Annotated in this window: 19 protein-coding genes, 2 tRNA genes, 1 pseudogene and 1 riboswitch; of the genes and pseudogenes, 14 read left to right on the top strand and 8 right to left on the bottom strand. The window is 67.2% G+C overall.

Translation table 11 applies throughout. The annotated features are described in order from the left end of the window. Window positions 1–30: 30 nt before the first annotated feature. Together glyA and ACK59X_RS03080 are read right to left on the bottom strand one after the other, a co-directional pair. Window positions 31–1,275, bottom strand: a complete 1,245-nt coding sequence (gene glyA, locus ACK59X_RS03075; RefSeq protein WP_409955081.1) for a serine hydroxymethyltransferase — start codon at window positions 1,273–1,275, stop codon at window positions 31–33. Window positions 1,276–1,309: 34 nt separating this feature from the next. Continuing rightward, a riboswitch (ZMP/ZTP riboswitch) is annotated at window positions 1,310–1,460 on the bottom strand. A gap of 128 nt (window positions 1,461–1,588) precedes the next feature. Next, on the bottom strand, window positions 1,589–2,464 hold the full coding sequence (locus ACK59X_RS03080; protein ID WP_409955083.1) for a transglycosylase SLT domain-containing protein: 876 nt from the start codon (window positions 2,462–2,464) through the stop codon (window positions 1,589–1,591). A gap of 1,058 nt (window positions 2,465–3,522) precedes the next feature. Here ACK59X_RS03080 and ACK59X_RS03085 point away from each other — a divergent pair. Then, window positions 3,523–6,309: a DUF349 domain-containing protein gene (locus ACK59X_RS03085; protein WP_409955085.1), complete on the top strand. Its 2,787-nt coding sequence runs from the start codon at window positions 3,523–3,525 to the stop codon at window positions 6,307–6,309. 210 nt (window positions 6,310–6,519) lie between these two features. Here the strand turns inward: ACK59X_RS03085 and ACK59X_RS03090 are convergent. Both ACK59X_RS03090 and ACK59X_RS03095 read right to left on the bottom strand, forming a co-directional pair. Next, window positions 6,520–6,604 (bottom strand) — tRNA-Leu (locus ACK59X_RS03090). Between the two features lie 259 nt (window positions 6,605–6,863). Beyond that, window positions 6,864–6,948, bottom strand: a tRNA-Leu gene (locus tag ACK59X_RS03095). A gap of 19 nt (window positions 6,949–6,967) precedes the next feature. Here ACK59X_RS03095 and rnr point away from each other — a divergent pair. Continuing rightward, window positions 6,968–9,328, top strand: coding sequence for a ribonuclease R (gene rnr / locus ACK59X_RS03100; protein WP_409955087.1), 2,361 nt, complete (start codon window positions 6,968–6,970; stop codon window positions 9,326–9,328). Window positions 9,329–9,376: 48 nt separating this feature from the next. On the opposite strand, the gene ACK59X_RS03105 is transcribed toward rnr, so the two are convergent. Then, window positions 9,377–10,378 carry an alpha/beta fold hydrolase gene (locus ACK59X_RS03105; protein ID WP_409955088.1) on the bottom strand — a complete coding sequence of 334 codons (1,002 nt, stop codon included), beginning with the start codon at window positions 10,376–10,378 and terminating at the stop codon, window positions 9,377–9,379. A 76-nt stretch (window positions 10,379–10,454) separates the two neighbouring features. Here ACK59X_RS03105 and ACK59X_RS03110 point away from each other — a divergent pair, with 76 nt between their 5' ends. Beyond that, window positions 10,455–11,192 carry a helix-turn-helix domain-containing protein gene (locus tag ACK59X_RS03110; protein ID WP_409955090.1) on the top strand — a complete coding sequence of 246 codons (738 nt, stop codon included), beginning with the start codon at window positions 10,455–10,457 and terminating at the stop codon, window positions 11,190–11,192. A gap of 6 nt (window positions 11,193–11,198) precedes the next feature. On the opposite strand, the gene ACK59X_RS03115 is transcribed toward ACK59X_RS03110, so the two are convergent. The 3 genes from ACK59X_RS03115 to ACK59X_RS03125 are packed head-to-tail and all read right to left on the bottom strand — an operon-like array spanning window position 11,199 to window position 15,388. Continuing rightward, window positions 11,199–12,719 (bottom strand): NAD(P)H-hydrate dehydratase, encoded by a 1,521-nt coding sequence (locus tag ACK59X_RS03115; protein WP_409955092.1) that lies wholly within the window; start codon window positions 12,717–12,719, stop codon window positions 11,199–11,201. 53 nt (window positions 12,720–12,772) lie between these two features. Next, window positions 12,773–14,005, bottom strand: a complete 1,233-nt coding sequence (locus tag ACK59X_RS03120) for an FAD-dependent oxidoreductase (RefSeq protein WP_409955094.1) — start codon at window positions 14,003–14,005, stop codon at window positions 12,773–12,775. Window positions 14,006–14,053: 48 nt separating this feature from the next. Then, complete coding sequence (locus ACK59X_RS03125; protein ID WP_409955095.1) at window positions 14,054–15,388, bottom strand: amidase; 1,335 nt, start codon at window positions 15,386–15,388, stop codon at window positions 14,054–14,056. A gap of 168 nt (window positions 15,389–15,556) precedes the next feature. Here ACK59X_RS03125 and rpsB point away from each other — a divergent pair, with 168 nt between their 5' ends. From rpsB to lpxD, 11 genes and pseudogenes are all read left to right on the top strand, one after another. Further along, the gene (rpsB, locus tag ACK59X_RS03130; RefSeq protein ID WP_409955097.1) at window positions 15,557–16,309 is read left to right on the top strand and encodes a 30S ribosomal protein S2; all 753 of its coding nucleotides are present in this window, start codon (window positions 15,557–15,559) and stop codon (window positions 16,307–16,309) included. Between the two features lie 104 nt (window positions 16,310–16,413). Continuing rightward, complete coding sequence (tsf, locus tag ACK59X_RS03135; protein WP_409955098.1) at window positions 16,414–17,343, top strand: translation elongation factor Ts; 930 nt, start codon at window positions 16,414–16,416, stop codon at window positions 17,341–17,343. Between the two features lie 56 nt (window positions 17,344–17,399). After that, window positions 17,400–18,122, top strand: coding sequence for a UMP kinase (gene pyrH / locus ACK59X_RS03140; protein ID WP_007852283.1), 723 nt, complete (start codon window positions 17,400–17,402; stop codon window positions 18,120–18,122). A 53-nt stretch (window positions 18,123–18,175) separates the two neighbouring features. Continuing rightward, window positions 18,176–18,736 (top strand): ribosome recycling factor, encoded by a 561-nt coding sequence (gene frr, locus ACK59X_RS03145; RefSeq protein WP_409955100.1) that lies wholly within the window; start codon window positions 18,176–18,178, stop codon window positions 18,734–18,736. 23 nt (window positions 18,737–18,759) lie between these two features. Beyond that, the gene (gene uppS, locus ACK59X_RS03150; protein WP_409955102.1) at window positions 18,760–19,494 is read left to right on the top strand and encodes a polyprenyl diphosphate synthase; all 735 of its coding nucleotides are present in this window, start codon (window positions 18,760–18,762) and stop codon (window positions 19,492–19,494) included. Window positions 19,495–19,502: 8 nt separating this feature from the next. Then, window positions 19,503–20,360, top strand: a complete 858-nt coding sequence (locus ACK59X_RS03155; protein ID WP_409955103.1) for a phosphatidate cytidylyltransferase — start codon at window positions 19,503–19,505, stop codon at window positions 20,358–20,360. Further along, entirely contained in the window at window positions 20,357–21,535 is a 1,179-nt protein-coding gene (gene ispC, locus ACK59X_RS03160) for a 1-deoxy-D-xylulose-5-phosphate reductoisomerase (RefSeq protein ID WP_409955105.1), read from the top strand. The genes ACK59X_RS03155 and ispC overlap by 4 nt, the downstream gene beginning before the upstream one ends. Before the next feature lie 62 nt (window positions 21,536–21,597). Then, entirely contained in the window at window positions 21,598–22,959 is a 1,362-nt protein-coding gene (gene rseP, locus ACK59X_RS03165; protein ID WP_409955107.1) for an RIP metalloprotease RseP, read from the top strand. 45 nt (window positions 22,960–23,004) lie between these two features. Beyond that, window positions 23,005–25,302, top strand: a complete 2,298-nt coding sequence (bamA, locus tag ACK59X_RS03170; RefSeq protein WP_409955109.1) for an outer membrane protein assembly factor BamA — start codon at window positions 23,005–23,007, stop codon at window positions 25,300–25,302. Further along, entirely contained in the window at window positions 25,302–25,826 is a 525-nt protein-coding gene (locus ACK59X_RS03175; RefSeq protein WP_409955111.1) for an OmpH family outer membrane protein, read from the top strand. The genes bamA and ACK59X_RS03175 overlap by 1 nt, the downstream gene beginning before the upstream one ends. Before the next feature lie 39 nt (window positions 25,827–25,865). Then, window positions 25,866–26,790: pseudogene (gene lpxD, locus ACK59X_RS03180) on the top strand (UDP-3-O-(3-hydroxymyristoyl)glucosamine N-acyltransferase); the annotation flags it as partial.

Below are 26,790 nucleotides of genomic sequence, written 5' to 3' on the forward strand. Positions count from 1 at the left end.
CGGCATGGCCGCAGAAGGGGCACTTCATGGTCAGCGGTACACCGGGAAGCGTGCGGTCAGCGCGTTGACCTTCGCGCGCACGGCCTCGATGTTGGCCGGGTCGCGCGGGTTGTCCAGCACGTCGGCGATCAAGTTGGCCGTGATGCGGGCTTCCTCGTCCTTGAAGCCGCGCGTGGTCATGGCGGGGGTGCCGATGCGCACGCCGCTGGTCACCATCGGCTTTTCAGGGTCGTTGGGGATGGCGTTCTTGTTGATGGTCATGTGGGCGGAGCCCAGCACGGCCTCGGCTTCCTTGCCGGTGATGCCCTTGGCGCGCAGGTCGACCAGCATCACGTGGCTTTGCGTGCCGCCGGAAACGATGCGCAGGCCGCGTGCGGTCAGCGTTTCGGCAACCACCTGGGCGTTCTTGATCACCTGCTCCTGGTAGGCCTTGAAGCCGGGCTGCAGCGCTTCCTTGAAGGCCACGGCCTTGGCAGCGATCACGTGCATCAGCGGGCCGCCCTGCAGGCCGGGGAAGATGGCGCTGTTGATGGCCTTCTCGTGCTCGGCCTTCATCAGGATGATGCCGCCGCGCGGGCCGCGCAGGCTCTTGTGCGTGGTGGAGGTGACCACGTCGGCATGGGGCACGGGGTTGGGGTACACGCCTGCGGCGATCAGGCCGGCGTAGTGGGCCATGTCGACCATGAAGATCGCGCCCACATCCTTGGCCACCTTGGCAAAGCGTGCGAAGTCGATGTGCAGGCTGTAGGCCGAGGCACCGGCGATGATGAGCTTGGGCTTGGTCTCGTGCGCCTTCTTTTCCATGGCGTCATAGTCCAGCACTTCGTTGGCATCCAGGCCGTAGGAGACCACGTTGAACCACTTGCCCGACATGTTCAGCGGCATGCCGTGCGTCAGGTGGCCGCCTTCGGCCAGGCTCATGCCCATGATGGTGTCGCCGGGCTTGAGGAAGGCCAGGAACACGGCCTCGTTGGCCGATGCGCCGCAGTGCGGCTGCACGTTGGCGGCGTCGGCGCCGAAGATCTTCTTGACGCGGTCGATGGCCAGCTGCTCGGCCACGTCCACGTGCTCGCAGCCACCGTAGTAGCGCTTGCCGGGGTAGCCCTCGGCGTACTTGTTGGTCAGTTGCGTGCCCTGGGCCCACATCACGGCGGGAGAAGCGTAGTTCTCGCTCGCGATCAGTTCGATGTGGTGTTCCTGGCGGGCGTTCTCGGCCGTGATGGCGGCAAACAGCTCGGGGTCGGCTTGTTCTACAAGAATATTGCGGTCGTACATGTTGGCAGTCCTATGAACTTGTGTCCCTTGAAACAAGGGCTGCCCAGGCGAACGGCGGAACGCGGCGGGTTGCTCCCGTGCGGCACGCTCCCCAGTGGTTCACAAGAGGCCAGCCCTTGTCGGTTTCCACGTCAGCGGCAGCCCCCGTGCGGGTCCTGCGCCTATCGCCAGTTGCGTACCCTCTTAGTGTAGCCGAGGTGGCACCGCTGCCAATGCGACAGGGGACGAAGATCTGGCGACCCCAAAATACGCCCCCAGCACAGTGGGGGAGTTTGCCTGGCCAGGGCACGCCCCGGAGGGGCTGCTCGCCGGGTTACAGCGGCTGCGAGGACAGGAGGGCGACCTTGTCGCCGCTGGCGCCCACTGCAGGGTCCTCGGGCGTGTTCAGCTTGGCGGCGGCAGGAAAGTATTGCACGGGCGCCACCTGGGCCGGGGCCTGCGTGGACAGGGTCGCGGGCGGGTTGATCGGCATGCTGCGGCCGCCGGCCACCTGGCGCAGGCGGAAATGCTCGGCCAGCACTTTGGCGGTGTAGCCGCCATCGTCGGGCAGGTTGGCTGCGCCCACGTAGTAGCGCAGTCCGCCTTCGAGCGAGCCGGCGCGGGCGATGCATTCCTGCAGCACCTTCACGCCCACGCGCAGGTTGGTCACCGGGTCGAAGGCCGCGAAGTGGCCGCCGAAGTTCTGGTACTTCTCGGTGTGCACGGTGGTCATCACCTGCATCAGGCCCTGGGCGCCCACGGCGCTTTGCGCGAACGGGTTGAAGTTCGACTCGATCGCCATGATGGCCAGGATCAGGGTCGGGTCGAGCTTGTTGCGGGCGCCGAGTTCATAGGCCTCGGCCACCAGCACGCTCAGCGGCTCGGGGGCCACACGGTACTTCTTGCTCAGCCAGAACGCCACGGCGGCCTGCTCCTTGGGCAGGTCCTTGGGGTTGCCGGCGGTGGCGCGCTCGCTCGCCTCGGGCTCGATGGGCATGCCCAGCACGGCGACCTGGCGTGCCTGCAGCCAGTTCATCAGCTTTTCTTCTCCGGCCTGGCGCAGATCGGGCCGGGCGCTCAGTGCGATTACGACGAATGCAACGGTCAGCCCGATGAGGGCGAAGCTGCTGTGGGTGATTTCAAGAAAACCTTCTGTCACATCGGCTGCGAAGGTTCGCACGCCGGAGACGATTTTTCCTGACGCTGTCATAGCTCTTCCTTTCTGGGGCGCTTCCCTGAGGCCCTGCACAACCGGATCGGTGGGCAGGGTCAGGCGTATCACCTGGATTGGTACGCCATCAATTTCAGGGCCTGCAAAAAGCAACAAGGGCCGTGAGTTGACTTAGCCGGGTTCGGCAGCGGGTTGGGGTTTTTACTAGCCATTTTTGAGGCTGGCGGATTCTAGGAGGTCACCAAATAGCTAGTCAATACTAACAAAAACAAATGTTAGATCAATTTGTAATGAAAAATCTGTTAAAAAACACAGGGTTTTGCGTTTTTTCCCTCGAAAAGGAGGGTGTGCGCACCAGAGGGGCATGACAACAGGATGTCAAATTCAATCGGCTTTTTCCTACCCATTGCAAAACCGGCTTGAGCTCCCCGGGCGACTTTGGTAAGGTTCAGTGGCCTGTTGATTTCAGGCATCGCCAGACGAAGTGAACTCTCCCGCCGATGCGCATGCAGTGCCGCGGTGCAGCAGATGAAACTTCCACGGCACCCCCTGGAGGCAATACCTTGCCTCCTCGCACAGCGGACCTTCATCTCCGCGGTGCGAAACGATGGCAAAGGACCGTTGTGTCAGCCGTCAAGCCCGGGAGGCTGTCCATTTCGGAGAGTCCCCCGGGCTTTCTCGTTTGTGGTCGGGCGCCTGGCTCTGTGCGGTGGTTTCGGCACGTCGGGCATGTCCTTGTAGCTCCTTTGCCGCAACCGTTGCCGGCTGGGCTTCATGGCCTCCCATTGGACTGCCTCAAGGCATTGAATGGGCCCTTGGCGCATATATATAGATAATGGGGGCAATTCCCAGGGCGGGCACAGGCCCCTTGGGACACCGCAACCCTGCGAAGCAGGGTGCAGAGGCCCGCGCACCGGGTGGCCCTGGACAGGACTCCCCCGAGGAATTCTTTGCCGGAGCGGCTGGTGGCCCTCCTGCACGAACCCGGTGAAAATAGCCCGTTTTCTGCCATGTACCTGCTTTGGGTCGGCGCGCGCCTCGGTGGCCTTGCGCGTCCGTCCGGATGCAGGGATGGCCGTTCGTAATCCATTGGATCCATGTTTCCATTTTTTTCCCGCAACAAAATGTCCGACGCACCTGAAGTGAATCCGGCCCCGGCCAAGACCCCAGAGGCGCATCCCCTGGATGCACTGACCGGCGGCGCCTTCTCTGCCGCCACCTCGGGCGAGCGCGCCTCCCGCATCCGCGACTGGCTGCTCACGCAGCCCGCGCCAGAGCAACTCCAGGAGGTGTTCAAGGAATTGAGCGGCCGTGACAAGGGCGCTGCCCGCGCTGTGCGCGAGCGCCTGGACGAGATCCGCCGCGCCAAGGGCCAGGAGGCCATTGCCGCCGAGTGGGCCGAGAAGGCCCAGGCCCTGCTGGCCGCGCCCAAGCTCAATATCGCCGATGCCCTGGCCTGGCAGCGTGATGCCGCCAAGGCCGGTGCGCCGCTGTCGCGCGAGCCGCTTTCCCTGCTCAAGGTGCAGGTGGCCGACCGCGTCAAGGTCATCGAGGACCTGCAGCACCGTGTGCAGGTGCAGCGCGAGGCCGCAGTGCTGCTGGCGCAGCGCATCGAAGTGCTGTCCACCAAGCCCTGGCGCGACGCCCATGCCGCGCTGGAACTGCTGCGCGGCGACGTGGCGCGCTGGCAGGAGCAGGCCCAGGAACTGACGGGCGATGCCAGCTGGGCCAGTGTGGAGGCGCGCTTCCCGCCGCTGCTCGATGCCTCGCGCACCCAGCTGCTGGTGGTGTGGGACGCCTTCCAGCCCGCCGTGGCCCAGGCCGCTGCTGCTGCCGAGGACGCCAATGCCCCCCTGCCACCCGTGCCCGTGTGGGCCGATGAGCTGCGCGTGGCCCGTGGCCTGCCCACCGAGGCGGCCGCCGCCGCCGCAGCGGCGGCACCGGGTGCGGCGGCCAAGCCGGCCCGTGCGCAGAACAAGCCCAAGGTCGACCCCGAAGTGCGCGACAAGGCCGTGCAGGCCGTGCGCGACGCCCTGGTGGTGCTCGAGAAGGAAACCGCCGAAGGCCACGGCAAGGCCAGTGCCGGCGCTGCCGCCGCGCTGCGCGCCGTGCTCAAGAACCACGGCAAGCACATCGATGCCGCGCTGGAGCAGCAGGTGCACACCGCCCTGGTGGCGGCTGGCGAACTCGAGGGCTGGCAGCGCTGGGGTGCCGACCAGGTGCGCGAAGACCTGGTGGCCAAGGCCGAAGCCCTGCTCAACCGCCCCGAGGGCCAGGCCCTGGGTGGCCGCAAGATGCAGGAAACCCTGCGCGCCCTGCGCGAGCAGTGGAAGCAGGCCGACCAGGGCGGTGCGCCCAACCACGGCCTGTGGAAGAAGTTCGACGAAGCCTGCAACGCCGCGCACAAGGTGGTGGAAGCCTGGCTCGACAAGATCCGCGCCGATGCCGCCGAGCACAAGGCCCAGCGCCTGGCCCTGATCGAAGAGGTCAAGGCCTGGACGGCGGAGCATGCGGCTTCGGGCGACTGGAAGGCCATCAACCGCGCCCTGTACCAGTTTGGCGACCGCTGGCGCGAAGGCGGCCATGTGGGCGAGAAGATCTTCGCCGAGCTGCAGCCGCTGTGGAAGCAGGCCATTGCCGGTGCCGCTGCGCCGCTGGAAGCCGCGCAGAAGGAAAGCCTGGCGCGCCGCCACGCCATGATCGACGAGGCCGTGGCGCTGGGCGCCGCACCGGCGCTGCGCATCGATGCCGTCAAGGCGCTGCAGCAGCGCTGGCAGGCCGAGGCGCAGACCGTGCCGCTGGACCGCAAGCACGAACAGAAGCTGTGGGATGCCTTCCGCAAGCCCATCGACGAAGCCTTCAACCGCAAGTCGGCCGACCGCGAAAAGGCCGTGACCGAGCTGAGCGCGCGCGACCGCGTGGTGCTCGATGCCTCCAAGGCCCTGGAAGCAGCCAACGCCACGGGCGACGCGCAGCAGATCCGTGCTGCCGTGCAGGCCCTGGAGGCCGCCCTGCGTGGCCAGGCCCAGGCTGCCGAGGCGGCCGCATCGGCACAAAAGAGCGAGCAAGGCGCTGCCGCATCGGTGGCGCAGGCCGACGAGGCTGCTCCTGCAACGGCGGGTGACGGCGAGGCTGCTGCGGCCGATGGCGAGACCGCTGCTGCTCCCGCTGCAGCCCCCGTGGCCCCCCCCAAGCCTGCCCGCCCCGTGGTGGCCGTGCGTGGCGACGACCGCCCGGGCATGAAGAAGGATGCGCCCGCGGCCCCTGGCCGGGGTGGTCGCCCTGGCGATCGCCGAGATGGCCCTGGTGGGCGTGGCGACGGTGGCCGTGGTGCCCCGCGTGGCGATGGCCGTCCGGGTGACCGCGGTGGAGACCGTGGCGGCCGCTTCGGTGACCGTGAGCGCCCAGCCTACGAAGACCGTGGTCCACGCCTGGGCGATACCGCCTTCCGCGCCCAACGCGATGCCATGGAACATGCCCAGTTGGCCTTGAAGAAGCTGGCCGCGCAGGCCCACGGCGAAGCCCTCACGCAGCTGCTGTCGGCCTGGGAAAAGCGCGATGCCGCGCAGGTGCCGAGCGCCCAGGACCTGGGTGGCCGCGTGTCGCCCGCCGTGCGCACGTCTTGGACGCAAGCCCTCTCGGCCGCGCCCAAGGGTGATGCCGCCGAAGCGCTGCTGCGCCTGGAGATGGCGGCCGAGGTGCCTACCCCGGCCGAACACATTGCTGCGCGCCGTCTGCTGCAGCTGCAGCTGCTCACGCGCCGCAACGATCCCACACCCGAGCAGACCTGGGGCCAGGATGCGGCCAAGGTGCTGGCCAGCGGCAGCGATGCTGCGACCGCCCGCCGTCTGCAGAACGTGCTGAAGAACCTGCTGCGCAAGTAATCAAAATAGGAGGGTGCGGGGCCGCGGCCCCGTGCGGCTCTCTTGGCGCGCCTTTGCGTGCATGTCTTCGGGCATGGATGCGAGGCGCGTTTCTTTTTTGGGATGGCCGTCCATGCCGTGCCTTCCATGCCCTGCCATGTGGCATGCGCGTCGTGCAAGGCGATGCAAAACAAAAAAGCCGTTGCGGATGCAACGGCTTTTCATGTGTTTTGGTGCCCAGGAGAGGACTCGAACCTCCACGATGTTACTCGCTAGTACCTGAAACTAGTGCGTCTACCAATTCCGCCACCTGGGCTTTCAGATCAGATTTGAATTATAGAACGTTTTTTGGGGTCGCCAGGAAAGTTGGCCACTTTTTTGAAAATTGTTGGCGGCGGTGCACGGATTCATGGACGCCGCACCTTGCACGGCACGGAGCCCGACAGGGACTGCTCGATGCTCCTCATCACTGCGGCCGATGTGCCCCGCCGGCGTGGTCAACCAGAAACTAGAAAAGCCGCTGTGGGTACAGCGGCTTCGATATTTTGAAAACCATCTCTGGTTCTCGTTAAACTTGGTGCCCAGGAGAGGACTCGAACCTCCACGATGTTACTCGCTAGTACCTGAAACTAGTGCGTCTACCAATTCCGCCACCTGGGCATTTCAGGAAAGACTCAGATTGTATATCAAAAAAAACACCCCCAGCGCTTCGGCTGCACATTTGTCGGACGAAATTGAAGGAAGCGTGCAGGGGCACCGTGATGGCCATGGTTTCGTCGTGCGTGACGACGGCGAAGGCGACATCTACATTCCCCCCAACGAAATGCGTGCCGTGCTGCACAAGGACCGTGTGCGCGTGCGCATCTTGCGCCAGGACCGCCGGGGCCGTCCCGAAGGCCGCGTGGTCGAGATCATCGAGCGCCCGCCGCAGCCCATCATCGGTCGCCTGCTGCAGGAAAGCGGTGTCTGGCTGGTCGCACCTGAGGACAAGCGCTACGGCCAGGACGTGCTGATCCCCAAGGGCGCCACCGGTGCGGCCAAGCCCGGCCAGGTGGTCGTGGTCGAGCTGACCGAACCGCCGGCCCTGTTCGGCCAGCCCGTGGGCCGCATCACCGAAGTTCTGGGCGAGGTCGACGACCCCGGCATGGAGATCGAGATCGCCGTGCGCAAGTACGGCGTGCCGCACGAGTTCTCGGCCGAGTGCCTGGCCCAGGCCAAGGAGCTGCCCGACAAGGTGCGCGCGCAGGACAAGAAGCGCCGCGTGGACCTGACCGATGTGCCCCTGGTCACCATCGACGGCGAGGACGCGCGCGACTTCGACGATGCCGTGTACTGCGAGCCCGCGCGCGTGGGCCGTGGCAAGGGTTGGCGCCTGCTGGTGGCCATCGCCGATGTGAGCCACTATGTGGAGACTGGCAGCGCCATCGACATCGATGCCTATGACCGTGCGACCAGCGTGTACTTCCCGCGCCGCGTGATCCCCATGCTGCCCGAGAAGCTGTCCAACGGCTTGTGCTCGCTCAACCCCGAGGTGGAGCGCCTGTGCATGGTCTGCGACATGCTGGTCACGGCCAAGGGCGAGGTGCATGCCTACCAGTTCTACCCGGCCGTGATGTTCAGCCATGCGCGCTTCACGTACACGGAGGTCGCCGCCATCCTGGCCAACACGCGCGGCCCCGAGGCCAGCAAGCGCAAGGACCGGGTCAAGGACCTGCTCAACCTGCACGACGTGTACCGCGCGCTGCTGGTGGCACGCGGCCAGCGCGGCGCTGTGGACTTCGAGACCACCGAGACGCAGATCATCTGCGACGAGAACGGCCGCATCGAGAAGATCGTGCCGCGCACCCGCAACGATGCGCACAAGCTCATCGAGGAGGCCATGCTGGCCGCCAACGTCTGCAGCGCCGACTTCATCGCCCAGGGCGGCCAGCCCGGCCTGTTCCGCGTGCACGAAGGCCCCACGCCCGAGAAGCAGGAGATCCTGCGCAACTACCTCAAGGCCATGGCCGTGGGCATGACCATCGGCGACGACCCCAAGCCTTCGGAGTTCCAGGCCATCGCCGAAGCCACCAAGGACCGCCCCGACGCGCAGCAGATCCACACCATGCTGCTGCGCTCCATGCAGCAGGCCATCTACACGCCCATCAACAGCGGCCACTTCGGCCTGGCGTTCGAGGCGTATACCCATTTCACCAGCCCGATCCGGCGCTATCCGGACCTGCTGGTGCACCGCGTGATCAAGGCCATCCTGGGCAAGACGCAGTACAAGCTGCCCTCGCTGCCCACGCCGGGCGAAGCCCATGCCAAGCTGGCCAAGCGCCTGGCATCGCGCGTGGCCGCGCCCGGCATGAAGCCGCGCAAGGACGTGAAGCCGCCGAGCCGCGAGGTCCAGGCCTGGGAGGCCGCGGGCCTGCACTGCAGCGCCAACGAGCGCCGGGCCGACGAGGCCAGCCGCGACGTCGAGGCCTGGCTCAAGTGCAAGTACATGCGCGAGCACCTGGGCGAGGAGTTCAGCGGCGTGGTCAGCGCGGCGACGAGCTTCGGCATCTTCGTCACGCTCGATGCCATGTACGTCGAAGGCCTGGTGCACATCACCGAACTCGGTGGCGAGTACTACAAGTTCGACGAGGCACGCCAGGAACTGCGTGGCGAGCGCACCGGCATCCGCTACGCCATCGGCGCGCGCGTGCGCGTGCAGGTCAGCCGCGTGGACCTTGATGGCCGCAAGATCGACTTCCGCCTGGTGCGCGAGGGCGAGGAACTGTTGGGGCGTGCGCTCAAGGACAAGGGCGTGTCGCAGGACGGCCATGGCGGCTCCGGCAAGGGCCCGCGCAAGGGCGGCAGCAGTGGTCGCTCCAGTAGCGGTGGCCGGCCCAAGGCGAAGGCCGCCGATCCCTCGGCCACCGAGATGGCATCGCTCACGCGCGAGCGCGCTGCGCGCTCGCCCATCCAGGAGCTCAAGGCGTCGGTGAAGAAGGCGGCCGGCAATGGCAAGCCCGGCGGCAAGACCAGCAAGGGCCGCAAGCCGCGCCGCAGCTGAGCCAGGCACCGGACCATGGCGGCCTGTGCAGGCGCGGGCCGCCATTTTTCATGGGCGGGCGGCGGCCTGGGGCTGGTCCGTGGGGCCCGGCTGTTGTGCTTGTTGCAGGAAGGTGAGATAGCGCTGCGCCGAGTCGCCGGGGGCCTCCATCATGGGCAGGTGGCCGATGCCGGCCAGGCGATCGATGTGCGCGCCCGGCAGCAGGGCGCGCAGTGTCTCGCTGCCCGAGATGTCGAACACCCGGTCCTGCTCGCCCCAGAGGGCCAGCGTGGGCTGCCGCAGGCGGGTCGCCAGCCGTTGCTCCAGCAGGTACCGGTCCTTGAGCTGGGCGTCCCACAGCCGTGTGTTGGATGCCGCGTTGCGCAGCGCGTCCTGCTCGCTGGCGTGCAGGATGGGGTAGGGCAGGAAGGGGCGCTTTTCGAACACCAGCGCCATCATGGCCTCGAACGCTGCCGCGTCGTGCGCTACCAGCGGGCGCTGGCCGGCGTCGATGAGCCGGTCCATGCGGCTCGCCTGCGGCGAACGCAGGCCGTGCGGTGCGCCGATGAAGGCCACGCTGGCCACGCGATCCGGGTGTTCCTGCGCCAGCAGTGCGGCAATGGTGCCGCCCATCGAGTTGCCCGCCAGGTGGGCCTTGGCTATGCCCCAGGCATCCATCAGCTCGCGCAGGCGCCTGGTGTGGGCTGCGTAGTCATAGGGCTGGGCCTCGTCGCGCGTGCTTTCGCCAAAGCCTGGCAGGTCGGGGGCGATCACGCGGTGCGTTGCGGTGATCGGGCGCGCAAAGTCTGCCCAGTGGTCCTTCTCTGCAAAAATACCATGCAGAAGGATGATGGGCAGGCCATCGTGGCCTTGCGCAGTGCCGGGCTGGGTGGGTCCGCTGTCCAGGTAGTGCACCTCGTGCCCCGCGATGCGGACGGTTGTGGCCGAAAGGCCCGAGAGCTGGCGATTGAGGTCCAGCAGCGGCTGCTTGAACAGGGTGGGGGTGCCGTAGTAGAGCGCGGTGGTGGCCAGTGCCAGTGCCGCGGCGGTAGAAATGAGGATGCGCTTCAAGAACAGGTCTCCGTTGTGGATGGATTGCCGTTGAAGGCTACCGGGAGTGCCGTTTGAAAACTTGCATGTTTGGGCTATGCCGACACACAGCACCCTGACCCTCGGGTCTGACCGCGCGCTCTATGTGGGGGATCTGCCCGCGACGGGCTGGCATTGCCATGCTGCTCCCGTGCTGCTGATCGGACTGTCGGGCCGATTTGCCCTGCACCTCAAGCCCGGTGAAGTCGAAACCTGCCACAGCGCGCTGGTCGATGCGGGGGTGCATCACCTGCTGGACCCCTGGGGCGAGCAGGTGGCGCTGATGTACCTGGAGCCCGACTCGCGCGAGGCGCGTGGCCTGCGCCGCCAGTTTGATCGGCGAGGGCCCGTGGTCCTGGATGTGGCCATCCCTGTGGGTGCGCGCAGCGCCATGGAGGGGTACCTGCGCCACTTCGACCTGCATGCCCTGTTGCGGCTGCAGTGGGCGCCGGCGGCACCGCTCGACGCGCGCGTGCTGCGCAGCCTGCAGGCCCTGCGTACCCCCGGGGATCAGCGACTTTTGCGCGACGGACTGGCGGCGGGCGTGCAGCTGTCGGCCTCGCGCTTCAACCACCTGTTCCGCGCCGAGATGGGTGTCAGCCTGCGCAGCTACCGGGTGTGGTCGCAGGTGCGCCTGGCGATGGCGGGGCTGGCGACCAGCCCGCGCCTGACGGATGCGGCCCTGCATGGCGCGTTTTCCGACTCGGCGCATTTCAGCCGCATGTTCCGCCAGACCTTCGGCATGACGCCTTCGAGCGTGCTCAAGCCCCTGAAGGAGGTGGTGCTGGTGCCGTAGTGGTGGTCAGCGGCCGATCCGCCGTGCCAGTGTGCTGGCCGTCAGGGCCAGGCCTTCGGGCCAGTGGTCCGCAGCCAGGCCATGGGCGTAGACGGCCTCGCTCGCGGCGCGCAGCGCGCTGGCACCCGCAGCCAGGCGTGAGCCCACCATGCCGGCCAGCACGTCGCCGGTGCCGGCGGTGGCCAGCAGGCCATTGCCCGTGGGGTTGATGGCGGGCACGCGGTCGGCCGCGCTGATCACCGTGCCCGAACCCTTGAGCACGGCCACGCAGTTGAACTGTGCGGCCAGTTGCTGGGCGGCATTCAGCCGGTCGGCCTGTACTTCGGCGGTGGTGAGGCCGAGCAGGCGCGCGGCCTCCAGGGGGTGCGGCGTGAGCACGGTGGGCTGGCCGTGCTGGCCGCGCGCCACCACCAGGGCGTGCAGTGCGGCATCGAGGGAGATGGCGTTCAGGGCGTCGGCGTCCAGCACCAGGCGTGCGGAGCGCGCGATCACCTCGCTCAGCACGCTGGCGACGGCCTCGCCGCCGCCGCAGCCGCACACCACCGTGAGCTCTGCGAGGTCCAGCGCGCCGAAGCGGCGCAGCATCAACTCCGGCTGGCCCGTGTCCACCTCCAGATGGCCGGCATCCAGCGGGGCCACCAGCACGCGGCCCGCGCCCTGGTGCAGTGCGGCCGAGGCTGCCAGCAGGGCTGCACCGGCCATGCCCATGCCGCGCTGGGCCAGGCCTTCACCACCGATCACGGCCACGTCGCCATGGCTGCCCTTGTGGCTGGCGTGCTGGCGTGGCGCGGGCAGTGGCGGGCCGCACAGCCAGGCATTGGGTGGTTCGTGTCCCGGTGCCACACCCAGGTCGTCGAGCCAGGCGCTGCCGGCCGCGTCGCGCCCGGCGGCGGTGAACAGCCCAGGCTTGAGCGTGAGCAGGCTCAGCGTATGCCGTGGAGAGGCGGCATGGTGCAGGAGCGCTTCGGGTGCCAGGCCTGCGCCGAACTGGCCGGTGTCCGCATCGAGGCCCGAGGGCAAGTCCACCGACAGCACCGGGGCGGCGCTGGCCTGCAACTGCCGCAGGCAGGCCTGCAGTCGCTCGTTGGGCGGGCGTGGGGCGCTGCCGTGCGCGGGTGCGGTGATGCCGATGCCGAGCAGGGCGTCGATGCACAGGTCTGCCTCGGTCAGGGTGTCCGGGGCGGTGTCGGCCCACTCCACGCCTGCGGCCAGGGCGCGCTCCCACGATTGGCGCGCATCGGGTGGGGCGGTCTCGGGCGTGCCCAGCCAGGTCACCACCACGCGGCGGCCGCTGCGCCGCAGGTGCATGGCGGCCTCCAGTCCATCGCCGCCGTTGTTGCCCGCGCCGCAGGCAATCCACACCGTGCGCGCATGGGGCGCCAGGGCCTGCGCCAACTGCGCCACGGCCTGGCCGGCGCGCTGCATCAGCGTGTGGGCCGGCAGGCTGTCAGCGGCCGCGCGCTCGATGCGGCGCGTGGCGGCGGTGTTGTGCAGGGCATGGGGCTGGTGGGGGGTGATGCGGTGCATGGCAGGCGGGCAATGTGGCCGCTGCATTGTGCGCCGACCTGCTCCCTGCAGGCTCAAAACCGCCGCAAGCCCAGCCCGTCGAGGTTGATCTCGGGGCTGCGTTGGGCCACCAGGTCGGCAATCGCGCGTGCGCTGCCGCTGGCCAGCGCAAATCCGCTGGTGCCGTGGCCGGTGTTGAGCCACAGGCCGGGAATGCCGCTGGCGCCGATCACCGGGGCGCCATCGGGCAGCATGGTGCGCGCGCCGCGCCAGGCCTGCACGCCTGAAGAAAGCTGGGCACCGCCCGGGAACCAGTCGTTGAGCGTGCGGTACAGGCGCGCCAGCGTGGGGGCGTGGTGCTCGGCGTCGGCGCTGCCCAGTTCCGCCCCGCCGGCCACGCGCACGCGCAGGCCCAGGCGGGTGATGCTGATCTGCTGCTGTACATCGACCACGCTGGCCTGCGGCGCATGCGTGTCCTCGCGCAGCGGTGCGCTGATGGAATAGCCGTACACCGCCGTCAGGGGCAGCGGCAGGCCGATGGCGGGCAGCAATGCGGCCGAGGCCATGCCGGCGCACAGCACCACGGCATCGAAGCGGTGGGTGCTGGCATCGCCCTGCAGCACCAGGCCGGTGGGGCTGGTGGACAGGCGCTCCACGCGTGTGCCGAAGGCGAAGTGCACGCCCCCGGCCTGGGTGCCCTGGCGCAGCAACTGGGCAAACAGGCGGCAGTTGCCCGCTGCAGCGCCGGGCAGCGATATGGCGCCTGCCAGGGTGGTTTCGGGGTGCAGGCCGGGCTCGAGCTTCTGCGCAGCCGCGGCGTCGATCTCCTGCACCGCCACGCCCGCATCGCGCAGGCACTGCAGCATGGGCTGGATGCTGGCACGGTCCTGCTCGGTGCGCAGCAGTAGCAGGCGGCCGGGCGTGCCCTCGAAGTCGAGCTCGTGCTCGGTGGCGATCTGGAGCGTGCGTTCCAGGCTGTACTGGGCCAGGCGCTCCAGCGCGGTGGCGGGCCCGGGGCCTCGTTTGGCCAGGCGCTTCCAGTTCCAGAGCCAGGACACATCGGCCCGGCTGAAGCCCTGGGCCAGGCGCACGGTGGATTGGGCGCCCATGAGGCGTGCGGCCGGTGCCATGCCCGGCAGCGACCAGGGGGTGGGCAGCACGGGGGCCAGCAGGCCGGCGGCCGCAAAGCTGGCATCTTCGGCGGCGGCGTTGCGCTGCTCGAACACGGTGACCTCATGGCCGTCGCGGGCCAGCTCGTATGCGGTGGTGACGCCGATGATGCCGGCGCCCACGATGGCAATCTTCATGAATGGGAGTATGGGCTGCGTTTGCTGCTTTGCAGCAAACTGCAATTGTTATATTTCTTGCAGTGCTTCTTCGATGCGCAGGCCGGCGTTCAATACGCCATCGTCGCGCAGTGCCCCATGCCAGACCATCAGGCCGACCGGGAGTTCCCCCTGCACATGGCAGGGCAGCGACAGGGCGCAGCCGTCCAGCAGGTTCACCAGGCTGGTGTTGCGCAACAGCAGGGTGTTGACGCGGAAGAACTCTTCGTCGCGCTCGGCGCCGGGCGCCACGCTGGCAACCGTGGGTGCCGTGATCGGCACGGTGGGCGAGAGCAGGGCGTCGTAGCGGTCGATGGCGGCATGCATGCGCGCTTGCCAGGCGCGGCGCAGGTCGAGGAGGGCGATGTACTCCCAGGCCGCCAGCGTGGCGCCCTTTTCGATGCGGGCACGCACCCGCGGGTCGTACTGGGCGCCCTTGGTGGCCAGCAGCCCACGGTGCCAGGCATAGGCTTCGGGTGGCGAGAAGCCGTAGGCGGGCTGCTCGGCCGCCTCGGGCAGGGCGATGGTGTCGATGCGCGCGCCGGCACGGCGCAGGATACCCAGGGTGCGCTCGAAGGCCTTGGCTACCGTGGCGTCCATGCCGTCCAGGAACAGCGTGGTGGGCACGGCCAGGCGGTAGCCGGCCAGCGGGGCCGGGCTGCGCGTGACGCGCGTGGCCGACAGCAGCTCGTGGACCAGGATGGCGTCGCGCACGCTGCGCGTCATGGCGCAGGCGGTGTCGAGCGTGGTGGACAGGGGCACGGCACCCGTGGTGGGCACCAGGCGCTGCGTGTTTTTGAAGCCCACGATGCCGTTCAGGGCAGCCGGGATGCGGATGGAGCCGCCCGTGTCCGAACCCAGGCCCACGAAGGCCGCGCCCGTGGCCACCGAGACGGCGGCACCGCTGGAGGATCCACCGGGCACGCGCGCCTCGCCGGGCAGGGCGCCGAAACGCCCGTCGAACGCTGCCGGCGTGCCGAAGTGGGGGTTCACCCCCACGCCGGAAAAGGCGAACTCGACCATGTTCGTGCGGCCGATGAGGCTCGCGCCCGCCGCGCGCAGGCGGGCCACGGCCGGGCTGTCCTGTGGTGCCGGGGTGCTGCCGGCCAGCGCAGTGGAGCCCGCTGCCGTGGGTTGGCCGGCGATGTCGAACAGGTCCTTGACCGAGACCGCCAGCCCGGCCAGGGGCTGGTGGCCGATGCCGGATTGCACCGCGGTGGTGCACGCCGTGTCGAAATGGGTCTGCAGGAAGGTGTGGTCGTTGGCCGGGGCCTGGGCGGCGGCGATGCAGCGTTCGAGCTCGGCAGCCGGGGTGCTGGCGCCTGTCCGCAGGGCCGAGCGGGTTTCCAGAAGGTCGGGGAGCATGGGTGTGCTAGAATCCTTGGGTTTTGCTGGGAGCAGTAGCGCCTTGTGCGTTGCGGCTTTCGCCAAATCAATCGCAAACCAGCCCTGTCAAGGTGTTGCGGCGCTCGTGGGAAACACGGCGTTGCAAATATTGGGGCTGATTTTAGACCTAACCTTTGGAGTATTTTCATGTCCGTTACCATGCGCGAAATGCTGGAAGCCGGTGTCCACTTCGGTCACCAAACCCGCTTCTGGAACCCCAAGATGGCCCCCTACATCTTCGGCCATCGCAACAAGATCCACATCATCAACCTGGAAAAGTCGCTGCCACTGTTCCAGGAAGCACAGAAGTTCGCCAAGCAACTGGCTGCCAACCGCGGCACGATCCTGATGGTCGGCACGAAGCGCCAGGCCCGCGAAATCCTGTCCGCCGAAGCGCAGCGCGCCGGCGTTCCTTTCGTTGACCAGCGCTGGCTGGGCGGCATGCTGACGAACTTCAAGACCGTGAAGACCTCGATCAAGCGCCTGAAGGACATGAAGGCCCAGCTGGAAACCGGCCTGGACAGCCTGAGCAAGAAGGAGCAGCTCACCTTCACCCGTGAGATCGAGAAGCTCGAGAAGGACATCGGCGGCATCCAGGACATGGCTGCCCTGCCCGACGCCATCTTCATCATCGACGTGGGCTTCCACAAGATCGCCGTGGCCGAAGCCAAGAAGCTCGGCATCCCGCTGATCGGTGTGGTCGACACGAACCACTCGCCTGAAGGCATCGACTACGTGATCCCCGGCAACGACGACTCGGCCAAGGCCGTGACGCTGTACGCCCGCGGTATCGCCGACGCGATCATCGAAGGCCGTGCCAACGCAGTGAACGAAGTCGTCAAGGCCGCCTCCGGCGAGAGCAGCGACGAATTCGTGGAAGTGCAAGAAGCCGCTGCCTGATAGCCCGGCTGCGCGATCCGTCGCGAACAAAAGCGGGGCTCTGTTGGCCCCCTTTTTTTTAGCCCGAGTCTGAAATCACTGAACTGAACACCGAAGGAATAAAGATGGCTGCAATTACCGCAAGCATGGTTGCCGAACTGCGTGGCAAGACCGATGCCCCCATGATGGAATGCAAGAAGGCCCTGACGGAAGCCGATGGCGACATGGCCAAGGCCGAAGAGCTGCTGCGCGTCAAGCTGGGCACCAAGGCCGGCAAGGCCGCTTCGCGCATCACCGCCGAAGGCGTGGTCGCCAGCTTCATCAGCGGCAACACCGGCGCCCTGGTCGAAGTGAACAGCGAAACCGACTTCGTGAGCAAGAACGACAGCTTCATCGCACTGGCCAATGCCGCTGCCGAGCTGGTCGCCAAGCACAACCCCGCCGACGTGGCGGCCCTGGGCGCCCTGGCCTATGAGCAGGACAGCTTCGGCCCCACGCTGGAAGACGTGCGCAAGGGCCTGATCGGCAAGATCGGCGAGAACATGTCCTTCCGCCGCTTCAAGCAGTTCAGCGGCAGCAACAAGCTGGCCTCGTACCTGCACGGCACGCGCATCGGCGTGGTCGTCGAGTTCGAAGGCGACGAAACGGCTGCCAAGGATGTGGCCATGCACGTGGCTGCCATGAAGCCCGTGGCCCTGACCAGCGCCGAGGTGCCAGCCGACCTGATCGAAAAAGAGCGCTCGGTCGCTGCTGCCAAGGCGGCTGAAGACAAGGCCAAGGCCGAAGCCGAAGGCAAGCCCGTGCAGTCCGACGAGATCGTTGCCAAGCGCATCGAAGGCGGCGTGCAGAAGTACCTCAAGGAAGTCTCGCTGTTCAACCAGGTCTTCGTGAAGGCTGCGGACGGCAAGCAGACCGTCGAGCAGATGCTCAAGGCCACCAACACCACCGTCAAGGGCTTCACCCTGTACGTGGTGGGCGAAGGCATCGAGAAGAAGGTCGACGACTTCGCCGCCGAAGTGGCCGCCCAGGTGGCAGCCGCCAAGGCCGCCGCCTGATCGTTCCCTGCAACAACCCCACCAAAGCCCAGAACCACCTACCGGAGAAATTTCCCATGTCCAACGCTGCACCAGCCCACAAGCGCATCCTGCTCAAGCTGTCTGGTGAGGCGCTGATGGGGGATGATGCCTTCGGCATCAACCGTGCCACGATCGTGCGCATGGTCGAGGAGATTGCCGAAGTCACCCGCCTGGGTGTGCAGGTGGCAGTGGTGATCGGTGGGGGCAACATCTTCCGTGGTGTCGCGGGCGGCTCGGTCGGCATGGACCGGGCCACTGCCGACTACATGGGCATGCTGGCCACCGTGATGAACGCGCTGGCCCTGGCCGATGCGATGGACAAGCAGGGCCTGATCGCCCGCGTGATGTCCGCCATCGCCATCGAGCAGGTGGTCGAGCCCTACGTGCGCCCCAAGGCGCTGCAGTACCTCGAAGAGGGCAAGGTGGTGGTCTTCGCGGCCGGCACCGGCAACCCCTTCTTCACCACCGACACGGCTGCGGCCCTGCGTGGCGCTGAAATCGGCGCCGAGCTGGTGCTCAAGGCCACCAAGGTGGACGGCGTTTATACTGCCGACCCCCAGAAGGACCCCACGGCCACGCGCTACACGAAGCTCAGCTTCGACGAGGCCATGTCCCGCAACCTGGGCATCATGGATGCGACCGCGTTTGCCCTGTGCCGTGACCAGAAGCTGCCGGTGCGGGTGTTCTCCATCATCAAGCACGGCGCGCTCAAGCGCGTGGTGATGGGTGAGGACGAGGGAACGCTGGTTTACGCCTGACGAAGAGCAGCGGGCGCCATGCTTGCTGCAGGTTCCGCCCCGAGGAGAAAAACATGACGATTGCCGACATCAAGAAGAACGCAGAGACCAAGATGGACCAGTCCATCGCGGCCTTCAAGAACAACCTGCAGAAGATCCGCACCGGCCGCGCCAACCCCGCGCTGCTCGATGCCGTGCAGGTCGAGTACTACGGCTCCTTCGTGCCCCTCTCCCAGGTGGCCAACGTGGCGCTGATCGACTCGCGCACCATCAGTGTGCAGCCCTGGGAAAAGGGCATGGGCGCCAAGATCGAAAAGGCCATCCGCGAAAGCGACCTGGGCCTGAACCCGGCCTCCATGGGCGACCTGATCCGCGTGCCCATGCCGCCCATGAGCGAGGAGCGCCGCAAGGAAATGACCAAGCTGGCCCGCTCCGAGGGCGAGAGCGCCAAGATCGCCGTGCGCAACCTGCGCCGCGACGCCAACGAATCCGTGAAGAAGCTGGTCAAGGACAAGCTGGCCTCCGAAGACGACCAGAAGCGCGCCGAAACCGACGTGCAGAAGGTCACCGACCGGCACATCGCCGAAGTCGATGCGCTGGTGGCGGCCAAGGAACAGGAAATCATGGCGGTTTGAGCCCCAGGGGCTTGATCGTTCACATGTCTGTATCTCCGGTGGTGCCGCACCACATCGCCATCGTCATGGATGGCAACGGCCGCTGGGCCACGCGCCGCTTCCTGCCGCGCCTGGCCGGCCACAAGCAAGGGGTTGATTCACTGCGCCGCTGCGCACGCGCCTGCGTGGAGCGGGGCGTGGGCGTGCTCACCGTCTTCGCCTTCTCGTCCGAGAACTGGAACCGGCCGGCCGAAGAGGTCTCGGGCCTGATGGAGCTGTTGGCCATGGCGCTGGCGCGCGAGGTGCCCCAGCTCACGAAGGACGGCGTGCGCCTGTACTTCGTGGGTGAACGCGCCGGCCTGTCGCCCAAGGTGCGTGACGGCCTGGCCCAGGCCGAAGCCGCCACGGCCCACAACACGCGTCTGGTGCTCAACGTCTGCTTCAACTACGGTGGCCGCTGGGACATTGCCCAGGCCGCGGCGGCGCTCGCCGCGAAGGGCGAGCCCATCACCGAAGCCAGCCTGAATGCGGCCATGGGCATGGCCCATGTGCCCGACCCGGACCTGGTGGTCCGCACGGGCGGGGAGATGCGCATCAGCAACTTCCTGCTCTGGCAGATTGCTTATTCGGAACTGGTCTTCAGTGACCGGTTGTGGCCGGATTTCGATGAATCCGCACTGGACGAGGCGATTGCGGCTTACAGTGCGCGGGAGCGCCGCTTCGGTAAAACCTCTGAACAGATCTCCCCGTCCGCGCATCCCGATCCGATGCCGGGCTGAAAGGCCCCATGCTCAAACAGCGCGTCATCACTGCCCTTGTCCTGCTGGCCATCCTGCTGCCAGCCCTGTTCTATGGCTCCCCGCTGCCCTTCACCGTGGTGGTGCTGGTGCTCATGGCCGGCGGCGCATGGGAGTGGGGGCGGCTGTGCGGTTTCGGCCAGGCCGGATCGCTGGCGGTAGGCGCGACCTGCGTGGCGCTGTGCCTGGGCTCATGGGCCCTGGGCTGGCTCACGCAGCCACTGACCGTGCTGTGGGTTGTGGGCGGCGCGCTGTGGGTGCTGGGCAAGGCCTGGCTGCTGCGCGCCGGGGTGCCCGGCTGGCCGCGCATCCCGGCAGCCGTGCGCCTGGTGGCCGGGGTGCTGGCCCTGTGGCTGGCCTGGCTGGCCGTGGTGCAGGCGCGCCATGTGGGCATCAACTTCCTGCTGTCGGTGCTGGTCCTGGTCTGGGTCGCCGACATCTTTGCCTATTTTGCCGGCCGCGCCTTCGGCCTGCGCTTCACCAAAGGCAAGCTGGCCCCGTCCATCAGCCCCGGCAAGAGCTGGGAGGGTGTGTGGGGCGGTTTGGCCGGCGTGCTGGTGCTCTCGTTCGCCTGGGTGGCGGCCGATGCCCACTGGCAGGCCGAGGTGCTCAGCTTCTATAGCCGCATGGCCCGCCAGGGCTGGTGGCTGCTGGTGGTGGCGGCGCTGTTCATGACGGCGATGAGTGTTTCCGGTGACCTGGTGGAGTCGCTCATCAAGCGCAGCGCCGGCGTCAAGGACAGCAGCAACCTGCTGCCAGGCCATGGCGGTGTGCTTGACCGCGTGGATGCCCTGCTGCCCACCCTTCCCCTGGCGATGATGCTCACGAGCCTGACGACCCCTCTATGAAACAACGGCTTACCGTTCTCGGCTCGACCGGTTCCATCGGGACCAGCACCCTGGATGTGGTGGCGCGCCACCCTGAACGCTTCGAGATCTTTGCGCTGAGTGCGGCCACGCAGGTGGACCTGATGCTGGCACAGTGCGCGCAGTTCACCCCCCGCTTTGCGGTGATGGCCAGTGCGCCCCACGCGCGCCAGCTTGAGGAAAAACTGCGCCAGAACGGCCTGGCCACGCGCGTTCTGTACGATGCCGACGCGCTGGAAACCATCGCTTCCCACCCCAATGTGGATGCCGTGATGGCGGCCATCGTCGGTGCCGCGGGCCTGGCGCCCTGCCTGGCGGCCGCGCGCACGGGCAAGCGCCTGCTGCTGGCCAACAAGGAAGCCCTGGTGGTAGGCGGCGGCCTGTTCATGCACACGGTGCGCGAAGGCGGCGCCACGCTGTTGCCCATCGACAGCGAGCACTCGGCCATCTTCCAGTGCCTGCCCGAGGATCCCGCCACCTGGCCGGACCGGGTGGACAGCATCCTGCTCACGGCATCGGGCGGGCCGTTCCGCCAGCGCGATCCGGCCACGCTGTCGCAGATCACGCCCGAGCAGGCCTGTGCGCACCCCAATTTCTCGATGGGGCGCAAGATCTCGGTCGACTCGGCCACCATGATGAACAAGGCGCTCGAGGTGATCGAGGCGCGCTGGCTGTTCGACCTGGCGCCCGAGCAGATCAAGGTGGTGATCCACCCGCAGCAGATCATCCACTCGATGGTGCAGTTCAAGGATGCCTCCATCCTCGCGCAGCTGGGCACGCCCGACATGCGCGTGCCGATTGCCGTGGGCCTGGCCTGGCCCGAGCGCATCGCCAGCGGCGCCAGCCGGCTCGATTTCTCGGCGCTGAGCGCGCTGGCCTTCGAGGATGCCGATGCCATCCGCTTCCCCGGCCTGCACCTGTCCTGGCAGGCGCTCAAGGCCGCCGAAGGCACGACGGCGGTGCTCAATGCCGCCAACGAGGTGGCGGTGGGGCAGTTTCTGTCGGGCCGGCTGCGGTTTGACCAGATTCATGCCGTCAACCTTGCAACTTTGGATGCGGTTTCGCCCTCCAAGCCGGATTCCCTGGCAGCGCTGCTCGATCTGGACGCCCAGTCGCGCAGGGCGGCAGAGCAGGCCGCCGGCCTGCTGGCCGCCTGAGGCGTGAAGCTTCGTTCCCTGACGACTGCCGCCGCTGCCACTGCCAACCCACGGAGTTTTCCATGCTGCTGACCGTTGTCGCGTTCATTGTCGCCCTGGGCCTTTTGATCGCCGTGCATGAATACGGGCACTACCGCGTGGCCGTGGCCTGCGGCGTCGAGGTGCTGCGCTTTTCGGTGGGTTTCGGCAAGCCGCTGTTCACCTGGCGGCCCAAGGGCTCGCCGACCGAGTTCGTGCTGGGTGCCTTTCCGCTGGGCGGCTATGTGCGCATGCTCGACGAGCGCGAGGCGCCCGTGGCGCCCGAGGAGCGCCACCTGGCCTTCAACACCCAGCCGCTGCGTTCGCGCGCGGCCATCGTGGTCGCCGGTCCGCTGGCCAACCTGCTGCTGGCGGTGCTGCTGTACTCCATCGTCAACTGGAACGGCGTGGAGGAGCCCAAGGCCGTGCTGGCCAGCCCGGTGGCGGGCTCCGTGGCCCACAGTGCCGGCCTGCGCGGGGGCGAGCTGGTGCAGCGCGCGGCGCTGGGTTCGGACGAACTCGAGCCCGTGCGCTCGTTCGAAGACCTGCGCTGGCTGCTGACCCGGGGTGCGCTGGAGGGTGAGTCCGTGCGCCTGGACGTGCAGCCGCAGACCGGCGCACACCGCGAGATGGTGCTGGACATGTCGAAGATCGACGCGCGCGAGGCCGATGCCCAGCTGTTCCGCAAGATCGGCATCCTGGGCCCCTGGACGCGCCCGGTGCTGGGCGAGGTGATGGCCAAGGGCGCGGCAGAGCGCGCGGGCCTGCGGCAGGGCGACGTGGTGCTCAAGATCGGCAACACCGAGGTGGTCGATGGTCAGCAACTGCGCGAGCTGATCCGCCAGTCCATGCGGGGCACAGAGCCGCTGTCGCAGCCCTGGCTGATCGACCGCGCGGGGCACTCGCTCACGCTGGAGGTGCTGCCCGACGCCCATCCCGAACTCGGTGCCACGGTGGGCCGCATCGGCGCCTACGTGGGCGCGCCGCCCGAATTTGTAACCGTTGAATACGGCGTGATCGAAGGTTTCTGGACCGGTGTGGTCAAGACCTGGGATGTCTCGCTGCTCACCCTCAAGATGATGGGGCGCATGGTGATCGGCGAGGCGTCCCTCAAGAACCTCAGCGGGCCCTTGACGATTGCCGACTATGCCGGCCGCTCTGCCAGCATGGGCCTCACCCAGTACCTGGTGTTCCTGGCGCTGATCAGCGTGAGCCTGGGGGTGCTGAACCTGCTGCCGCTGCCTGTTTTGGACGGTGGGCACCTGATGTATTATCTTTGGGAGGGCGTGACGGGCAAGCAAGTCTCGGATGCATGGCTGGAGCGGCTGCAGCGCGGCGGTGTCGCGGTGCTGCTCCTCATGATGTCCATTGCCCTGTTCAACGATATCACCCGGCTTTTTGGCTAACCATTTTTCCGCGCCTGCCCTGCAGGAGCGGCTCCAGTTCCATTCATGAAAAATCCAATCAATCGCCTGGGCGTGCGTACCGCATCGGCCATTGCAGCCATGGTCTTTGTCGCCAACGCGGCGTGGGCGCTGGAGCCCTTCAAGGTGCAGGACATCCGTGTCGAGGGCCTGCAGCGCGTGGAGCCCGGCACCATCTTTGCATCCATGCCTCTGCGCGTGGGCGATGACTACAACGACGAAAAGGGTGCCGCAGCCATCCGTGCGCTGTTCGGGCTGGGCCTGTTCAAGGACGTGCGCCTGGAAGCGTCTGGCAATGTGCTGGTGGTGGTGGTCGAGGAACGCCCCACGATTGCCGACGTGGACTTCGTGGGCACGCGCGAGTTCGACAAGGACGCCCTCAAGAAGAGCATGCGCGAAGTCGGCCTGACCGAAGGCCGCCCCTACGACCAGGCCCTGACCGACCGCGCCGAGCAGGAGCTCAAGCGCCAGTACATCAACAAGAGCCTGTACGGCGCCGAGGTGGTGACCACGGTGACCCCCATCGAGCGCAACCGCGTGAACCTCACCTTCTCGGTGGTCGAAGGCGAGCCCGCGCGCATCAACGAGGTGCGCATCGTCGGCAACAAGGCCTTCAGCGAATCCACGCTCACGGGCCTGTTCGACCAGGACACGGGCGGCTGGCTCAGCTGGTCCACCAAGTCCGACCGCTACTCGCGTGCCAAGCTCAATGCCGACCTGGAAACCCTGCGCACCTACTACCTGCAGCGCGGCTACCTGGAGTTCCGCGTGGAGTCGACCCAGGTCGCGATCTCTCCGGACAAGCAGGGCATCTCGATCACCGTGAACGTGTTCGAGGGCGAGCGCTTCGTGGTGTCGGGCGTCAAGCTCGAAGGCAACTACCTGGAGCGCGAGGACGAATTCAAGTCGCTGATCACCATCCGCCCCGGCGAGCCCTACAACGCCGACCAGGTGACCGAGACCACCAAGGGTTTCTCCGAGTATTTCGGCCGCTTCGGCTTTGCCTTCGCGCGCGTGGAGGCCGTGCCCGAGATCGACCGCGAGAACAACCGCGTGGCCCTGGTGCTGCAGGCCGAGCCCTCGCGCCGTGCCTACGTGCGCCGCATCAACGTGAGCGGCAACAACCGCACGCGCGATGAAGTGATCCGCCGCGAATTCCGCCAGTACGAGGCCTCCTGGTACGACGGCGAGCGCATCCGCCTGTCGCGCGACCGCGTGGACCGCCTGGGCTTCTTCACCGAAGTCAACGTCGAGACGCAGGAAGTGCCGGGCTCGCCCGACCAGGTGGACCTGGTGATCAACGTGGCCGAAAAGCCCACGGGCTCGCTGCAAATGGGCGTGGGCTTCTCCAGCGCCGAGAAGGTGTCGCTGTCCTTCGGCATCAAGCAGGAGAACTTCTTCGGCTCCGGCAACTACCTCGGGGTGGACGTCAACACCAGCAAGTACCGCCGTACGCTGGTGTTCAGCACCACCAACCCGTACTTCACCGACGAAGGCATCTCGCGCACGGTGGACCTGTACTACCGCACCGACAAGCCCTACGAAGACCAAGGCGGCAACTACGAACTGGTGACCACCGGGGGCTCGATGCGCTTCGGTGTGCCGTTCAGCGAGACCGACACGGTGTTCTTTGGTGGCGGCCTGGAGCAGACCACCATCAAGGCCGGCACCAACATCCCGGCCACCTACCTGGCCTATGCCGACAACTTCGGCTACAAGAGCACCTCGATCCCGCTGACCGTCGGCTGGTCGCGCGACGACCGCGACAGCGCGCTGGCACCCAATTCGGGCCGCTTCCAGCGCCTGAACTCCGAATGGTCGGTGGCGGGGGATGCACGCTATGTGCGCGCCAACTACCAGTACCAGCAGTATGTACCGCTGAACAAGCGCTTCACGCTGGCCTTCAACGGTGAACTGGGCATTGGCAAGGGCCTCAACGGCCGCCCCTTCCCGGTCTTCAAGAACTTCTACTCGGGCGGCCTGGGCTCGGTGCGCGGTTTCGACCAGGGCACCCTGGGCCCGCGCGACGTGACGGGTTCCTCCCTGGGCGGCCCGAAGAAGGTCACCCTCAATGCCGAGCTGATCGCCCCGTTCCCGGGTGCGGGCAACGACCGTACGCTGCGCGTCTTCACCTTCCTGGATGTAGGCAATGTGTATGGAGAGCATGAAAAAGTAACCGCCAGCGACATGCGAGCCTCCGTGGGGCTGGGCCTGAGCTGGATTTCCCCGCTGGGCCCCCTGCGCCTGGCCTTTGCACAACCGGTACGCAAGTTTGCTGGCGATAGAATCCAGAAACTGCAATTCCAGATTGGAACGTCTTTCTAATGAACTCCCTTTCCCGCCATTTCGCCCTGGTCATGTTGCTTGGCAGCTTTGCCATGGCGGTTCCCGCGCAAGCGCAAGAATCCTTCAAGGCCGGTTTCATCAACACCGACCGCATCTTGCGCGAGGCCAATTCGGCCAAGGCGGCGTCGGCCAAGCTCGAGCAGGAATTCACGCGCCGCGAGAAGGATCTCGTGGAAATGGGCAATGCCCTGAAGGCCGCCTCCGAGAAGTTCGAGCGTGAAGCCCCCACGCTGGCAGAGAGCCAGCGCGCGATCCGCCAGCGCCAGCTGGTGGACCAGGACCGTGATTTCCAACGCAAGCGCCGCGAGATCCAGGAAGACCTGAACGCCCGCCGCAACGAAGAGTACGCGGCCCTGCAAGAGCGCGCCAACCGCGTCGTCAAGCAGGTGGCCGAGACCGAAAAGTACGACGTGATCCTGCAGGAAGTGGCGTACATCAACCCCAAGCACGACATCACCGACAAGGTGATCAAGGCGCTCAATGCCACTCCTGCCGCCAAGTAAGCAGAAGGCGCCAGCGCAGCGCAGCCTGGCAGGTGGCGCGTGAGCTTGCTCCTGGGGCACATCGTCGATGCGCTCGGTGGCACGCTGGAAGGGGGGTCGGCCGAAACGGCCATCTCCCGCATCGCGCCGCTGGAGGTGGCAGGCCCGGGTGACCTCAGCTTCCTGAGCAACCCCCGCTACCAGCAGCAACTGGCCGCCTCCCGGGCGGCCTGTGTCATTGTGGCCCCGGCGATGCGCGAGGCCGCCCTGGCACGGGGCGCCTGCATCGTGGCCGACAACCCCTACGTCTATTTCGCCCGTGCCACGCAGCTGTGGCGCCAGCACGCCGCGCCCGCAGGGCAGGGCGGGGTGCATGCCAGCGCCGTGGTCGATCCATCGGCGCAGGTGCATCCCAGCGCCACCATCGGCCCGCTGTGCGTGGTCGAACGGGGTGCGCGCTTCGGCGCGGGCACGGTGCTCAAGTCGCGCGTCACGGTGGGCGAGGACTGCTCCATCGGCGAGCGCTGCATCGTCCATGCCGGCGTGGTGATCGGCGCCGATGGCTTCGGCTTCGCGCCCGAGAAGGGCCAGTGGGTCAAGATCGAGCAGCTGGGTGCGGTACGCATCGGCAACGACGTGGAGATCGGGGCCAACACCTGCATCGACCGTGGCGCCCTGGACGACACCGTCATCGAAGACGGCGTGAAGCTCGACAACCTGATCCAGATCGGGCACAACGTGCGCGTCGGCAAGCATGCGGCCATGGCCGGCTGTGTCGGCGTGGCCGGCAGCGCGACCATCGGCGCGCACTGCACCGTGGGGGGCGGTGCCATCGTGCTGGGCCACCTCACGCTGGCGGACAACGTGCACCTCTCGGCGGCCACGGTCGTTCCCCGCTAGCTGACCCAGCCCGGCCAGTACCCAGGCATGTTCCACATCGACGACAATGCGAGCTGGGACAAAAACGCTGCAACACTCAAACAAC

Source organism: Acidovorax sp. (assembly GCF_046339755.1).
In the GTDB taxonomy this organism is placed as follows: domain Bacteria; phylum Pseudomonadota; class Gammaproteobacteria; order Burkholderiales; family Burkholderiaceae_C; genus Acidovorax.

Excerpts from the sequence above, each read along its gene's own strand:
- glyA (WP_409955081.1), bottom strand. The coding sequence starts at position 1,275 with ATGTACGACCGCAATATTCTTGTAGAACAAGCCGACCCCGAGCTGTTT.
- ACK59X_RS03080 (WP_409955083.1), bottom strand. The coding sequence starts at position 2,464 with ATGACAGCGTCAGGAAAAATCGTCTCCGGCGTGCGAACCTTCGCAGCC.
- ACK59X_RS03085 (WP_409955085.1), top strand. The coding sequence starts at position 3,523 with ATGTTTCCATTTTTTTCCCGCAACAAAATGTCCGACGCACCTGAAGTG.
- ACK59X_RS03110 (WP_409955090.1), top strand. The coding sequence starts at position 10,455 with ATGCCGACACACAGCACCCTGACCCTCGGGTCTGACCGCGCGCTCTAT.
- ACK59X_RS03115 (WP_409955092.1), bottom strand. The coding sequence starts at position 12,719 with ATGCACCGCATCACCCCCCACCAGCCCCATGCCCTGCACAACACCGCC.
- ACK59X_RS03120 (WP_409955094.1), bottom strand. The coding sequence starts at position 14,005 with ATGAAGATTGCCATCGTGGGCGCCGGCATCATCGGCGTCACCACCGCA.
- ACK59X_RS03125 (WP_409955095.1), bottom strand. The coding sequence starts at position 15,388 with ATGCTCCCCGACCTTCTGGAAACCCGCTCGGCCCTGCGGACAGGCGCC.
- rpsB (WP_409955097.1), top strand. The coding sequence starts at position 15,557 with ATGTCCGTTACCATGCGCGAAATGCTGGAAGCCGGTGTCCACTTCGGT.
- tsf (WP_409955098.1), top strand. The coding sequence starts at position 16,414 with ATGGCTGCAATTACCGCAAGCATGGTTGCCGAACTGCGTGGCAAGACC.
- pyrH (WP_007852283.1), top strand. The coding sequence starts at position 17,400 with ATGTCCAACGCTGCACCAGCCCACAAGCGCATCCTGCTCAAGCTGTCT.
- frr (WP_409955100.1), top strand. The coding sequence starts at position 18,176 with ATGACGATTGCCGACATCAAGAAGAACGCAGAGACCAAGATGGACCAG.
- uppS (WP_409955102.1), top strand. The coding sequence starts at position 18,760 with ATGTCTGTATCTCCGGTGGTGCCGCACCACATCGCCATCGTCATGGAT.
- ACK59X_RS03155 (WP_409955103.1), top strand. The coding sequence starts at position 19,503 with ATGCTCAAACAGCGCGTCATCACTGCCCTTGTCCTGCTGGCCATCCTG.
- ispC (WP_409955105.1), top strand. The coding sequence starts at position 20,357 with ATGAAACAACGGCTTACCGTTCTCGGCTCGACCGGTTCCATCGGGACC.
- rseP (WP_409955107.1), top strand. The coding sequence starts at position 21,598 with ATGCTGCTGACCGTTGTCGCGTTCATTGTCGCCCTGGGCCTTTTGATC.
- bamA (WP_409955109.1), top strand. The coding sequence starts at position 23,005 with ATGAAAAATCCAATCAATCGCCTGGGCGTGCGTACCGCATCGGCCATT.
- ACK59X_RS03175 (WP_409955111.1), top strand. The coding sequence starts at position 25,302 with ATGAACTCCCTTTCCCGCCATTTCGCCCTGGTCATGTTGCTTGGCAGC.